This is a genomic window from Mesorhizobium sp. B2-3-10 (assembly GCF_006442275.1).
GTDB lineage: Bacteria > Pseudomonadota > Alphaproteobacteria > Rhizobiales > Rhizobiaceae > Mesorhizobium > Mesorhizobium australicum.
This window is the reverse complement of sequence record NZ_VFVT01000004.1, coordinates 490,794-503,840: the sequence shown is the minus strand read 5'-3', so window position 1 is coordinate 503,840 and position 13,047 is coordinate 490,794. Positions and strand designations below refer to the sequence as shown.

At 61.5% G+C, this 13,047-nt stretch carries 11 protein-coding genes; 6 read left to right on the top strand and 5 right to left on the bottom strand.

Annotated features, from left to right (window positions below; genetic code table 11):
- Window positions 1–34 precede the first annotated feature (34 nt).
- From FJ943_RS15090 to FJ943_RS15075, 4 genes are all read right to left on the bottom strand, one after another.
- Entirely contained in the window at window positions 35–601 is a 567-nt protein-coding gene (locus tag FJ943_RS15090; RefSeq protein WP_140716014.1) for a GNAT family N-acetyltransferase, read from the bottom strand.
- Window positions 602–809: 208 nt separating this feature from the next.
- Window positions 810–1,880 carry a pyridoxal-phosphate dependent enzyme gene (locus tag FJ943_RS15085; RefSeq protein WP_140716016.1) on the bottom strand — a complete coding sequence of 357 codons (1,071 nt, stop codon included), beginning with the start codon at window positions 1,878–1,880 and terminating at the stop codon, window positions 810–812.
- Window positions 1,881–1,907: 27 nt separating this feature from the next.
- Entirely contained in the window at window positions 1,908–2,765 is an 858-nt protein-coding gene (locus FJ943_RS15080; RefSeq protein WP_246671879.1) for a GHMP kinase, read from the bottom strand.
- A gap of 265 nt (window positions 2,766–3,030) precedes the next feature.
- The gene (locus FJ943_RS15075; RefSeq protein WP_140716020.1) at window positions 3,031–3,732 is read right to left on the bottom strand and encodes a response regulator transcription factor; all 702 of its coding nucleotides are present in this window, start codon (window positions 3,730–3,732) and stop codon (window positions 3,031–3,033) included.
- A gap of 326 nt (window positions 3,733–4,058) precedes the next feature.
- Here FJ943_RS15075 and FJ943_RS15070 point away from each other — a divergent pair, with 326 nt between their 5' ends.
- The 4 genes from FJ943_RS15070 to FJ943_RS15055 all read left to right on the top strand — a co-directional run bounded on the left by FJ943_RS15070 (window position 4,059) and on the right by FJ943_RS15055 (window position 10,977).
- The gene (locus tag FJ943_RS15070; protein ID WP_140716022.1) at window positions 4,059–4,967 is read left to right on the top strand and encodes a nucleotidyltransferase and HEPN domain-containing protein; all 909 of its coding nucleotides are present in this window, start codon (window positions 4,059–4,061) and stop codon (window positions 4,965–4,967) included.
- Between the two features lie 522 nt (window positions 4,968–5,489).
- Entirely contained in the window at window positions 5,490–6,749 is a 1,260-nt protein-coding gene (locus FJ943_RS15065; protein ID WP_140716051.1) for a DNA repair exonuclease, read from the top strand.
- Entirely contained in the window at window positions 6,746–10,216 is a 3,471-nt protein-coding gene (locus tag FJ943_RS15060; RefSeq protein ID WP_140722520.1) for an AAA family ATPase, read from the top strand. The genes FJ943_RS15065 and FJ943_RS15060 overlap by 4 nt, the downstream gene beginning before the upstream one ends.
- Before the next feature lie 290 nt (window positions 10,217–10,506).
- Entirely contained in the window at window positions 10,507–10,977 is a 471-nt protein-coding gene (locus FJ943_RS15055) for a hypothetical protein (protein WP_140722517.1), read from the top strand.
- Between the two features lie 180 nt (window positions 10,978–11,157).
- Here FJ943_RS15055 and FJ943_RS15050 read toward each other — a convergent pair whose 3' ends face one another.
- Window positions 11,158–11,424, bottom strand: coding sequence for a hypothetical protein (locus FJ943_RS15050; RefSeq protein ID WP_140620377.1), 267 nt, complete (start codon window positions 11,422–11,424; stop codon window positions 11,158–11,160).
- A 457-nt stretch (window positions 11,425–11,881) separates the two neighbouring features.
- Here FJ943_RS15050 and FJ943_RS15045 point away from each other — a divergent pair, with 457 nt between their 5' ends.
- Both FJ943_RS15045 and FJ943_RS15040 read left to right on the top strand, forming a co-directional pair.
- Window positions 11,882–12,220 (top strand): glycosyltransferase family 4 protein, encoded by a 339-nt coding sequence (locus FJ943_RS15045; protein ID WP_140716055.1) that lies wholly within the window; start codon window positions 11,882–11,884, stop codon window positions 12,218–12,220.
- A gap of 365 nt (window positions 12,221–12,585) precedes the next feature.
- Window positions 12,586–12,810 (top strand): hypothetical protein, encoded by a 225-nt coding sequence (locus FJ943_RS15040; RefSeq protein WP_224682167.1) that lies wholly within the window; start codon window positions 12,586–12,588, stop codon window positions 12,808–12,810.
- Window positions 12,811–13,047 lie beyond the last annotated feature (237 nt).

The window sequence follows — 13,047 nt, the reverse complement described above, 5'->3', positions numbered from 1 at the left end:
TGCCAAAATGGAAAGCCCGCACTCGCGGCGACGCTCAGCCGCAGCCGCGCGGAATCCTTACCGTCAGAATGGTTTGATCGCCGATTGGGCCGTGGAAGATTTGACCAGTGTCGCTGAAACCCGCATTGAGATAGGCCGATTTCGCCGCGGCATTGCGGATGTTGACGGCAAGCATCAGCCGCTTGACCCCGGGGCGCTTCCGCCGCAGCCACGAGATCGCCAGATCCACTCCGGCGCGGCCGTAACCCCTACCTTGCAAGGTGCGACAAACGCGGAAACTGTGCAATGTGACCGCGTCGTTTGGCGCCCACAGGGGCAATGCAAGTCTCTCGCGAAGAATGAAGAAGCCGACCGTCTTGTCGGCGGCGACAATGGCTAGGGGGTGCTCAAACTGCGGATAGCGGCTGTTTTGCAGTCCGTCAAAGACCACATCCACGTCGCCGGCGAACTGTTCCTGCTCAGGATCGAGCAGCAACGTCTTGATGGCAGCCCGATCGCAGAGCGCCACGCGCTGCAGGCTGATCCCGTCCAGGCGCGACACGATCGACGTGGCCCGCACCTTCCCAGTTGTCGTCGCGCCGGATGTCGATGGCGATCTCATGGCTTTGTCCTCGCTTCACATGGCCCGGTCAGCCGGCGATCATTGTCGCTGGGCGCGTCGATGGGGCTACCAGGGCGCCGTTGCATCACAGGATTGCGCAGCTTGCGGCCGCAAACAGGCCGGCGAGACCCGGAAGAGGTGGCGGACCGGCATGGCATGTGGGGCGCCCACCACACCCCGGCCATTGCATCATCGGCGCACGAAAGCCTCAAAATCCATTGCTTTGTCCGCCGCCCAGGTTAAGCCCATCATCGGCCCGCGCCAGGACTTGTTGCAGCGTTCTGCGCCTCCAGGAGAAGCGGGACCATGCTGACATCGGCTCGCTCGGCGCGCCGACAGTGACCGGGAAGGCAGGCAGTGGACTCGGCCAGCCAGCAATCGTTGCAAGCCATTGCTGGTCGTAGACAGTCTCGACATAGCGGTGGCCCTCGTCTGGAAAGAGCACGACCACCTTCTTGTCGGGATTGTTGTGAGACCACCATTGGGCAACCCTGTAAGCGGCGCCACTGGTCGGGCCCATGAAAAGCCCGTGCTGGCGATGAAGCTGATGGGTGGCTTGGAAGACCTCCACTGGCGTCAGCCAGTGGACCTCGTCGAACTGGCTGTGATCGACATTGGCGGGAAGGATGTTGCCGCCCAGACCGCTCAGGTTGAGCCTACCACTCGGCTGGCCAAACAGCACGCTGCCGGGCGTATCGACGCCTATCGCATGCAGATCGGGAAACAGCGTGCGCAGGTAATGCGATGTGCCGCTCATCGAACCACCCGATCCGACCGGGCCGACCAGGCAGTCCACCTTGCCGACCCTGTCGATCAACTTTTCGGCGACCTTGCCGTAGGAGAGCGCGTTGTCGCGATTGTCGTACTGCGAGGGCCAGTAGCTGCCGGGAATATCGCGCAGATACTCGTGCAGACGATCGAGGCGCGCTTGCTGCAGCCCGCCCGCAGGCGCTGGGCTGTCGACGATCGCCACCTCGGCGCCGAGTTCGATAAGGCGCCGATGAAGATGGCGATCGAGCGCCCAGTCGCTGACCAGGATCAACCTGTAGCCGTGCTGTACCGCCAGCATGGCGAGGGCAAGGCCAAAGGTTCCAGACGAGGATTCGCAGATTATCCCTCCCGGTCTCAACCGTCCCTGTTCGACGGCGCGTTCGAGCATGAAGCGAGCCGGTAGAAGCTTCATCAGGAAGAAAGAGGCGCTGAAGAGAGTGGCGCTGAGCGGAACGAGGCGAGGACCCTCGAATTCTTCCAGCCTGCGCATCAACATGTGGACAGACATCATGCTTCTCCCCGCGCCCCAAAGTGGTCAGTGACGGAAGATTGCCGGGTCGAAACCAGACCCTCTCAAAGCGTCCGCCGCGCCATCGATGTTTGCCGAGGCTTTTGGATCGAGCCCATCGAACATCAGTCCGACGACCGTGCCGCTATGGGCGACCTGGATGCCGACAGCATCGAAACGGCAGCCGATGGCTTCGATCTCGTCCAGACCGGGCTTTGGCAGGAAGCGCTCGTTGATGCGCGCGCTTGCCGTCGCAACTCGGCCAAGCATGCGGATATCCGCATGCTTGATGGCCGTGCGCAGCAGGCTGCGCAGCGGCCGGAAGGTCTCGATTTCCGAGGCATCGTAGCGCGCCGGCTGGTATTCGAGTGTGTCGACGGTCACATCCGGCGTTGTGTCGACGCTGATCAGATCGACAGGAGGCAGAGGTCTGCGGAAAGCTTCCAAGACGATCCCGTCACGATGGGCGAACAGCACCGCCTGTTGTTTGAAGAGGGTGGAGTCACAGGCCGTCTCGGCGCTGACCGCGATGCGCATGACCTCGTCCGACGCCGCCTCGATCTCCAGCCACCCCAGCACAGCGTGGATGCTCGCAAGCACGTCGGCCGTGGACGATCCCATGCCGCGGCCGACCGGGACGTTGCTGTCTATGGCGAGATTCCCGCCGGTGCCCCTTTGGCCAAACCTTGCGATGGTCAATTCCGCGGCGCGCCTGGCTTTGTCGCACGATTCCGGCGTCACAGCCACGAGATCGCCGTCGCCTGCGCTGAACCTGGCCCTCGATTGCAGCTGACGACAGGGGAGCGAGACCAGCGCGCGCCGCAGCCGAGCGCCGTCGTCCTCGAACAGGCCCTGAACCAATTCGCCGTGGTGGCCGAAGGCCACGCCAATTCCAGCTCCGTCCAGCATGAGACGACCCCTAAGAACAACGTATTAGATTATCCTGATGTAAACTCTGCCAGAGACTTTCATTTTAGGCGCCGGCGCGCAACAACAAACAAACTAAGCTTTTGTGCTATATACGTTACACCTTGTTTGTCTAGTATGTTAAGAGCATTAAGCCTAACCGATAAAGGAACACGGCGATCACTCCAAAGATATCGGGGTTACAGGCGGCGCATCAGCCGGGATTTGGAAGCTGCTGGGATGATCAGGACGGACTGCGTGCCAGCGCGTATCCGGCGAGCCTGACGGTTCGGATAGCGGCGTCCCCAGAACATTGGCTAAGCTGCTTTCGCAGCTGGGAGATGTGGACATCGACCGTGCGCGCGCCGACGCCGCGGTTGCGCGCCCAGGCAGCGCCGATCAATTCGGCACGGCTGAGCACCCTCTCCGGGTTCTCCAGCATGTGGCGCAGCAACTTGAACTCGATCGGCCCGAGCGCGATCTCCTTGCCGGCGCAGGAAACGCGATGGGTATCGAGCCGCATTTCGACATCGGCGTAAGCAAGGGGTCGGCCATCCTGCGTCGCTGGCTCTGGCGTCAGGCCGATGGCGAGCCGGGAGCGCAGGTCCTGGAGCAGCTTGGCTGGCGCGAAAGGCCTGACAAAACACTCGTCAATCCCTGACTGCAAGAGCTGGATGAGCTGCGCTTCCGCGCCCGCATGGACCAGGGCCACACACGGGAGGGCGCCCACCGCGGTATCCTGCTTGAGCCGGCCACTTTGTGCCGCCAAATGGTTGTCCGCCCTGCAGTCCAGCAACACCGCCGCGATGGGTTTTGCGCAGACGAGCGCCAACACGTCGTCGATGGAGGCGGCAAGCATGGGAGTAAAACCGTCGACCTCAAGAATGTGGCTCAGCAGAAGATAGAAGTCGGCATCCTGCGAGCAGATGGCGATCAATGGCTTCATGAGGCCACCCAGTCTTTCGCCCGCGATACAGAGCAGTTTGGCAGATCGAATCCGGCGTGCCGGGGGGCAGGATGGCAGATTGGGTCGGCGATGGCAATAACTCCGGATCAAAGCTCATGCCCGTGTTCGCCGCTTCGACGTCAGAAGCTTGCGAACCGGCCTCAAACTCTCACTCAATCGTACCACATAGACTTGGAGAAGGGCATTTTCTCATGCTAGATTCTGGTGATCCGATGCACGCGCCATAGTCTTTTCGATATGACGAAGCCTGCTATAACCAACGCGTCGCCGCGCGCCAGCATTCACCAAACCATGAACAGACCAGGATGAAAACCAGCATCGACCACTTGCCGGAGCACAAGCAGGAGGAGCTCGCCCGCGTGGTCGAGATCCTGCATGCCGAGTTCGAGGACGCGCTGGCGGAGAGCACCGCCGAATGGAAGAAGAGCGGCCGCATCCTGAAGATCATCCTGTTCGGCTCCTATGCCCGCGGCGACTGGGTCGATGAGCCGCTGACGATGAAGGGGTATCGCAGCGATTTCGATCTGTTGGTGATCGTCAACAACAACAAGCTGTCCGACTTCGCCTACTGGTACAAGGCCAAGGACCGGCTGGAGCGCGACCGCGCCATCAAGACGCCGACCAGCTTCATCGTCCACAGCCGCCGCTTCGTGAACACGGCGCTGCGACAGGGGCAGTATTTTTTCACGGACATCCGCCGGGAGGGCGTCGTCCTCTACGAACTCGATGAAGAGCCTCTGGCTGAACCAAAACCACTTACGCCGAGAGCGGCGTATGAGACAGCCAAAGAACATCTCGAAAGCCGACTTCCTGGAGCGAAAGGTTTCCTCGACACCTTCCTGTATGTTCTGAAGCAGGATCGACAGAAAGAAGCGGCGTTTCAACTTCACCAAGCTATCGAACACACTTACTCAACACTGTTGCTGGTGCTTACGAATTACAGTCCACCGTCGCACAAGCTTACGTTTCTGCGAGCCCTGGCGGAGGACCAGGATCGAAGATTGTCAGAGGCCTGGCCACGCGATCAGCAGCGCCATCGTGCTTGGTTCAACACGCTGAACGAAGCCTATGTGAAGGCCCGTTATTCAAAGCACTACGAGATTAGCGAAGAGGCACTTATCTGGTTAGGCGAACAAACTGCGGAACTCCAAAAATGCGCTGAACAGACCTGCTTAGAGCATCTGGTGCGGATGGGGGAGGCAGCAGGCGTCTAGGCGGCAAGTTTTTACCGAGGCGCGGCCGCCGACCCCCAAAATTGAAGTCCGCTAAGCGCCCTGATGTAGCTCGTTCGAGCCTGTGGCACGTTCGCAAACCCTGCACTCCGCCGGACTCACATATTTGCCTTTTCTGACCTCTCGTCGGGGCCACGCGTCGTGAATGAGGGCTGCCTCAACCTTCAACCAACCTTGCCAAGGTTGGGGTCGAGCGTTCGAATCGCTTCACCCGCGCGGTTTCTTCATCGATCGTCTAATCAGGGCCACCAGATGGTGGTTCTTTGCCTTCCGGTTGGCCGAGGCTCCTTCTGGTCGCAATCGACGGGGCTAATGCATGGCAGCTGGCCTTTCGCGGTAATTGCCGCGTTTGACCCAGCATCAAGCGCACATCAACACTACAACGGCTGACAAGCACGTCCGAAAAAAGCGCCGGTGGGCTAGGCCCCAAGACATTCCCGCGCAGCGAAAGTTTTCCTCGATCCTCCGTCGAACACCCTTATGTTCCATGGTCGGAGACCGCCCATGGCATTTCGATTCGTACACACCGCCGATATTCATCTCGATTCGCCGCTGCGTTCGCTCGCGTTGCGAAACTCCGAGCTTGCCGAACTCGTCGGCGACGCCAGCCGCCAGGCATTCGTCTCGATCGTGGATCTCTGTCTTGCCGAGCATGTCGATGCGCTGGTTATCGCCGGCGATCTCTATGATGGCGACCAGACGTCGATGAAAACGGCGCGCTTCCTTGCGTCCCAGATGGCGCGCCTGCATCAGGCCGGCATCACAGTTTACAAGATCCGCGGCAATCATGATGCGCTGTCGCGAATATCAAAACAGCTGGTGTTTCCCGACACCGTGACGATCTTCGGCGGCCGGCCCCAATCCGTCCTGCAGAAAGCCGGCGGGCTCGAGGTGATGTTCCATGGCTTGAGCTTTGCCAACCCCAAGGCGCCGGAAAGCCTGCTGCCCAGATATCCGCCCGCCCGCGAGGGGGCCGTCAATGTCGGCATCATGCACACCAGCCTGGCCGGGTCGCCGGGTCACGACGTCTATGCCCCATGCAGTGTCGCCGATCTGCACGGCTACGGTTTCGACTACTGGGCGCTTGGCCACATTCATGTGCGCCAGGTCCATCCCGGAAGAAGCACTGTGGTGATGCCGGGAATACCGCAGGGCAGGGACATCAACGAAGCCGGCGCAAAATCCATTACCCTGGTGACCATACGAGACGACCGTTCGATCGAGATCGAGGAAAGGCTGACCAGTGTGGCGCAATTCGAGCGCGCAAGCGTCGACCTGACCGGTACGGTCGAATGGCCTGACGTCGTCGGGCGTGTCCGTTCCGCCCTAGAAGCTGCCCGGGCCTTTGTTGGGTCGCGTCATGCCGTTATCCGCCTCAGCCTGACGGGCGCGTCACCTGTGTCCTGGGCGCTGATCCGCGACCGCGACCTGCTGCTCGCCGAGGCCGAGCAGGCAGCCGAACAGGTGGGCGACACATGGGTGGAAAAGTTGGAGCTTGATGTTGCTCCGACCGGGGCCGGAACGGCCGGGGAGGGCGCGGATCCGATCTTGGAGCTCGCTCAGTCGATGCGTGCTGATGCCGGCTCGCAGGCTTTCCGGTCCGAGGCGAGGGCGTTCGTGCAGAAAATGATTGCGGACCTTCCTGCCGAAGGGCGCGACTTCGCCGGAAAGGACGAGGCCGGGCTGGAGCTCTTCCTCGACAAGGTGCTGGCCGGCGGCGCCGACCTGGTCACGGCGCGTCTCAAGGCAGGCGGCGCGCAATGAGGCTGCGGCGTCTTGACCTCATCCGATATGGAAAGTTCACCGACAGCGTGATCGATTTCGGACCCAAGCCGGAATCGGGACCTGACCTCCATATCGTGTTCGGCCTCAACGAGGCCGGCAAGTCGACGGCGCTGTCGGGCTATCTGGATCTGCTGTTCGGCATCGAGGAGCGCAGCCGCTACAATTTCCTGCACGAGTACAGCGCCATGCGCATCGGGGGGTTGCTCGAGCTGGCTGGCACGGAGCATGCCTTCACACGCACCAAACAGCGCAGCAACTCGCTCTTGGACGCCATTGGCCAACCGGTGAGCGAAATGGCGATATCGGCTCACCTGGCCGGCCTGTCGCGCGATGCTTATCAGACCATGTTTTCCCTGGACGACGAAACCCTGGAAGCCGGCGGCAAGTCGATCCTGGAGTCGCGCGGCGATCTCGGCAAGCTGCTGTTTACCGCCAGTGCCGGCCTTGGACATGCCAGCGACACGTTGAGCGCACTCGAAGCCGAAGCCGATGGGCTATACCGGAAACAGGCGCATGGTACCGAGCTTGCGCTGCTCAAGAAGCGTCTTGCCGAGCTGAAATCAAGCAGGGATCAGATCGACACTTTGGCCTCGGCCTATGAGAGCCTGGAGGCCGAACGTCGTGAGGCGGCGCAACAATATGATCGAACCATCGCCGAGCGATCGCTGCTGTCGGCCAGGGTTGGCACCATTGCCAAGTACCTGCGCGTCGGTCCGATCCTAGCCGACGTCCGACGCAAGGCCGCCCGGCTGGCCGAGCTGCCCGACATGGCTTCACCGGCGCGGACCTGGACCGGCAGTGCTGCCGGACTGATCGATGACGATGCCAGCCTGAGAACGCGGCTGTCGGCAAATATCGATGAGGTCGAGCGACTGAAAACAAAGATTGCCGCGGTCGATGTCGACGAGGCGATCCTCGGCATCTCCGAGCGCATCCGCGGCCTGGCGGAAAGCAAGGTGCGCCACGTCTCGGCGGGCCTGGACCTTCCCAATCGCAGGATAGACCTGCAAATCCTCGACAATGCGGTTGCGGCCTCGCTTGCCGCGCTCGGACGGTCTTCAGAGACCGATCCCACCGCACTGCTGTTGCCGGCCGCTACTATAGGGGCTGTTCGCGCCATGGTCGAGCAACGGTCCGGGATCGCCACTGCTGCACGCGTTGCCCGTGATGAGGCCACAGCCGCCCTCGATGCGCTGCAGGCGGCGCAAGATCGCGTTGGCGAGGAGCGGGCAGTGCCCGAGCCGGCCAGGGCCAGGCTGAACGCGGCCCTGGCGAAGGCGAGGGCGAGCGGCCACCTCGGTGACATGAAGGCGGCACGCGAGGCGCAGGACGCTGGCGAGGTCAAATGGGAGAGCGCCCTCGGCGGTTTGCATGCGTGGTCTGGCGACGCGCAGGCGTTGGCCTGCATCGCCGTTCCGAGCGCCAGACAGGTTGGCGTCTGGAAAACGCTTGCCGCGCAGCTTGGTAAGAACAAAGCCGTCCTGTCCGAACGTCTCGCCGAACTCCAGGCCAACCACGAAACGCTAGCGGCGCGTCTAAGCGCGCTTCGCGCCTCGGTCGATGTCGCCGACGATGAGGTGGCCGCCGCCAGCCGGCGTAGCCGCAACGAAGCGTGGACAAGGCATCGTGCGGCGCTGAGCGGCGAAACAGCCGACGCCTTCGCCGCGGCGTTGGAACGCGACGACGACGTCAATGCAGGCAGGCTGGCTGGCGCGGGCGCGCTCGCCGATATTCGAGCCATAACGCACGGCCTTGCGGAAGCCGCGGCCGATATCGCGCGTATCGGCGACAACCTTGCGCGAGTCGACATGGAGGTCAACGCCGCATCGTCGCAGATGCGCGCGGCAGCCAGCGGCCTGCTTGGAGAACGTGTGGAGGCATCGCTCGAGGACCTGATCGAACTGATCGAGCGTCGCACTTCGGCTCGCGCTGATGCGCTCGCCGCCTGGCAGGAGATCGAACTGGCCGCCAAGAAGGTCGGCCGGGCGAGCGAAGACGAGGCACGGCTGAGGCTGGACCTCGCCACGGCGCTGGAGAGCGTCGGCATTGGTTCGGATCCTGGCGACAGTCTTGAGACGATCATGGGCGTTGCTGAGTTGTTTCTGGACCGGCAACGCAAGGTGGACGCCGGACATGCCGAGGCGCTCAAGACAGTCGCCGCCAGACAGGAAGAGCTGGCCACCCGGCGCCGGGCAGTTGGCGTGGCCGAGCGCCGTGAAGAAGAATGGCTGGCCGGCATTGTCGAGGCACTGAGAGGCACCTGGCTTGAGAACGGGCTGTCCGCAACGGGCGTCGGCACCGTTCTCGACCAGCTGACTGAGCTGGCCAGGAACCTTCAGGAACGCGACGCGATGCAACTGCGCATCGACAAGATGCAGGCCGACCGAGATAATTTCGTGGTCGAGGGCGCCGCGGCAGCAACTGAAGCCGGCGAGCCGGCAAATGGCGAAGACGCCGAGCAGCTGGCGATCCGGCTGGGCGAGCGCTTGGCGGATGCCGATCGCGCGCGCGAGGCGAAAGCAAATCTCGCTGCGGATCTGCAGCGCCTCCTCGACGGCCGTGAGCTCCTTGACGCCGAGATCTCGGTACACGAGCGCCGCAAGAACGAGGTGCTGAGCGCCTTTGGCGTTACGACGCTTGCCGAAGTGGTGGAACGCGACGAGCAGTTGCGTGAGCGCGACCGTCTACACGCGACAGTCACCGAACTGGAGGACCAGCTGGCGGCCGAACTCGGCGTTCAGACATTCGAGCAGGCGCGCTCGATCCTCGATGCGCTCGATTTCGGAGGCATAGCGATTGAGAAAGCGGAAGGGGAGCAACGGATTCAGCTCCTTGACGAAGCAATCCAGCAGCAGCTGATCCGGCAGACGCGTGCCGCCGACAAGCTCGATGCCATTGGCGGCGACAGCGCCGTCGCCCGAATAGACGCCGAACGACGCACGATCCTGCTGGAAATAGAGGACAGGGCGGTCCGCTACATCGAATTGAAGCTGGGCGTGATGTCCGCCGGAAATGCCTTGCGCGCCTACCGCGAGCGCCATCGCTCCGGGATGATGGCGCGGGCTTCCGATGCATTCGCGCTGATGACGCGCGGGCGCTACTCGGGGCTGACGACCCAACCGGTGAAAGGTGGCGAAGTCCTAATCGCCTTGCAAAGCGACGGGCAGTCGAAAGTGACCGAGGCGCTTTCGAAGGGCGCCCGTTTTCAGCTCTACCTGGCGCTCAGGCTTGCCGGCTATTACGAATTCGCGCAGTTTCGCCCCTCGGTCCCCTTCATCGCCGACGACATCATGGAGACGTTCGACCACGTCCGCTCAGAGGAGGTTTTCAGGTTGTTTGGTCAAATGGCGGATGCCGGCCAGGTGATCTACCTCACACACCACCAGCATCTGTGCGAGATAGCCAAGACGGTGGTGCCGGGCGTGATGATCCACGAACTCGGATAGCATCGACCTGTGCCAAAGGCGGACTTGTGCCTGCGATGTTGTGGCTTGCACCACGGCTCGGCCGAGATCTGCTTAGCTAAGGGCAACACAGAGACCAATAAGCTCGGCGGTGTTGCATCGGTTCGGCATGAGTGAGACATGGAACTTCGGCCCATCGGCGAGCTTCCAGATAGTCTGCTATGGGCGATGGCTCTCATTGAGCTTGAGGTCAGGGCCGAGGCACGCAAGATTGGGTTGAAGCGGACAGGTGTTTCATTGCCCTCCTTCACCAGCAATACGGGGAGAACGAGATGCGGAATCTTATGCTGGTCTTCGCGGCACTTGCCTTGGCCGCATGCCAATCACCTCAAGAAGTTCGGCAATCCGTCGCTGTTGAACCAGCATCGAGTCCGGCTGTTCTGCCTGCGGCAACGATGGTTCAATCGCCGACAATCACTCCTCCTGGAAAGGACGTGCCGGCAAAGTATGCCGCCTTTTCGGGCAGTTGGGTTGGCATGTTGGAGAGCACATCTGAAGGAAGGCTCGATGTTCAGTCCGTTTCCTCAAACGGGAAGGTGACCGTCAACTACGCATGGGGCGTCCTGGACGATAACAATCCAGGTGAGGCTGCCGGCACAGGAAAGATCGTAGGGAATGCGTTGAGGCTTGGCCGTCTTCCGAATGGCGCGGACGTCAGTTTTCAGATGCTGCCCGGTGGAACCCTGGCCGAAACATTCGCGCTTGCCGGTAAGACCTATACCGGCGTGTTGACCAAGCAATGATTAGTCATTCTCGTCCCTATCCGGCGTGAAGCGCACGGTGACGGCCGATGACCTTGGTGGCGGCCACCCGGAGCCAGCAAGGCCCATAAGGCTTGCCTTCCGAGGGAGCCTTCACCGGACGGCCATTGGCGGCACACGAGACCCATGTGGGAGGTTGGGGCTGCTCTTCAGCTTCAACCTCTAGTCCAATCGCTTGGTTTGCCAAGCAGCATCGAATAGCGCGGCTCCATCCATTTCGATTCTATCGACAAGGACCCGCGCTTGCTCGGTGTCGATGCCGGTTTCCCGGGACAGGAGCATGACCCGAAAACGCTTTTCTTCGGATGGAATAGGAAGGCCGGGCCGACCGCCTTCGGAGGACTCGACAGCCCTCCGCCTCGCTGGCTGTCCAGCTTTGAGCTTCGGAATGTCGTTCTCTGCCGGGGAGGTGGCCTGCTGGACGATCATCGCGTTATCGCAGACCAAGAAAGCTCAGGATTGCGATGACCACGACTACCGCTCCGATGATCCAAATCAATCTGTTCATGTCGTTTCCTTGCGTAAATAATTAACTACATCACCCTCGTTATCAACGAGATCGTGCCCACACTTGACGCTGAATGCGGTGATAGAGACGGGGGCGAGCAACCGCCGCCTCAGTCAATACTGCTGTTCAGTTGGAATCTCCCGCCTTCGTAGCGACAACATTCCCAAGCGAGGCTGGTTCCAGGCGCTTTCGAGAGTGGGACCTTTTCGTCTGTCGTTTCAGACTTAAGTCCGATCACAAGGGACCTCAGCGGGAATGTGATGTCCTCAGGCCTGATCCTAAATCGCCTCAGCCGTGCTTGTCGGCCCTTTGCAGTTCTTTGCGGCGCCTTGTTGGCAACCCGGTTCAGCCCCTGGCCTTGCGGCCGTCGAGCATACGATGGCGCAGCGGGAGGGCCTCCTGCACGACCAGGTGCAATACCTTGGCGTCGTTAAGAACCTGGCGCCTCATTATGCATCGGCGCGTCTTGTCGCCATGCCGATCATTGCCGGCGTGGGGATCGCAATCAAGGCGCTGGAAGCTCTCGCCGCCGGGCGTCCGATCGTCGCGTCGCCACTTGGCTTTCGTGGGCTTCCTCCGGATTTCCAGCCCCTGCGCCGAAGCCGACATCCGATGCTTTTGAATTCGCCGCGGCAATCGATCGGCTGCTCAGCGATGAGCAAGCGCGTGACGAGGCGCTTCAGTCCACGCGGAAAGCTAACCAGGCTCTTGGGATGAGAGAGCGCTTCGAATCTCAGATGGCGCAAGCTGTCGAGCGCCTCGCGAATTGTGCGATCGGCTAAGGCCTTTTCCACGCCTCGCAATCGCATCGCCAGGCAAAGCCCAGTCTTGTCGCTGGTCGCCAATAGGGCAGTCACAAGTCAGCGCGCGCAGACCGGTTGTCTTTATAGGAAGGCTCTGCAACAATTGCATCTGCGCCAGTTTCCGCGATCACCGTGTGAAGCTGTAGAAGGCCAGGGACGACACGACGAGTGTCTGAGCGTAACCGCTCGGGATCGTGGCTCACTCCAGGTGGGTTCCCCAACGTCCGGCCCGCAGCGCACCGCTGCCCCTGCCGGACCGATCCGCGGGAGGCCTTTGGCATGCCAAAAATCCACTCTGATTTCGCCGCCAGCTACAGCGAATTGACGCTCTGGGAATTGGCGGATCCAGCAGCGACGGTAGAGGCTGCGGTCGAACTCTACGGCCCGGACGCGGCGACCGCCGCGGCATGGTGCGCGCTGACTGCGAACTTCGACGGGCGCGAGGAGGACTATCGCTTCTGGTGCACGGTCTTCTCAAAACTGGGCAACAGACTCCAGTCTTGAACTCTGTTTGAGAACGAATGTCCCCGTTCCGACACAGTCGATGTGCAACGTCCCCGAGCCGCCTCACTGGAGGCGAGACAGGTGGCGGACAGGCCTGAATACTTAATGCACGAACAACATGTTTCCGGCGCTTAACGCCATTTCATCTAACTTTAGTACAGCGCCGGGAGTGACTGCGCTATCCTTCACCGACGCCGAGCCCGGAGGAAGAATGTCTTTCATCCGATTTCGGCCGGA

What these genes read in the sequence shown, in the direction of transcription:
- FJ943_RS15090 (WP_140716014.1), bottom strand. Translation starts at nt 601, where the DNA reads ATGAGATCGCCATCGACATCCGGCGCGACGACAACTGGGAAGGTGCGG.
- FJ943_RS15085 (WP_140716016.1), bottom strand. Translation starts at nt 1,880, where the DNA reads ATGTCTGTCCACATGTTGATGCGCAGGCTGGAAGAATTCGAGGGTCCT.
- FJ943_RS15075 (WP_140716020.1), bottom strand. Translation starts at nt 3,732, where the DNA reads ATGAAGCCATTGATCGCCATCTGCTCGCAGGATGCCGACTTCTATCTT.
- FJ943_RS15070 (WP_140716022.1), top strand. Translation starts at nt 4,059, where the DNA reads ATGAAAACCAGCATCGACCACTTGCCGGAGCACAAGCAGGAGGAGCTC.
- FJ943_RS15065 (WP_140716051.1), top strand. Translation starts at nt 5,490, where the DNA reads ATGGCATTTCGATTCGTACACACCGCCGATATTCATCTCGATTCGCCG.
- FJ943_RS15060 (WP_140722520.1), top strand. Translation starts at nt 6,746, where the DNA reads ATGAGGCTGCGGCGTCTTGACCTCATCCGATATGGAAAGTTCACCGAC.
- FJ943_RS15055 (WP_140722517.1), top strand. Translation starts at nt 10,507, where the DNA reads ATGCGGAATCTTATGCTGGTCTTCGCGGCACTTGCCTTGGCCGCATGC.
- FJ943_RS15050 (WP_140620377.1), bottom strand. Translation starts at nt 11,424, where the DNA reads ATGATCGTCCAGCAGGCCACCTCCCCGGCAGAGAACGACATTCCGAAG.
- FJ943_RS15045 (WP_140716055.1), top strand. Translation starts at nt 11,882, where the DNA reads ATGGCGCAGCGGGAGGGCCTCCTGCACGACCAGGTGCAATACCTTGGC.
- FJ943_RS15040 (WP_224682167.1), top strand. Translation starts at nt 12,586, where the DNA reads ATGCCAAAAATCCACTCTGATTTCGCCGCCAGCTACAGCGAATTGACG.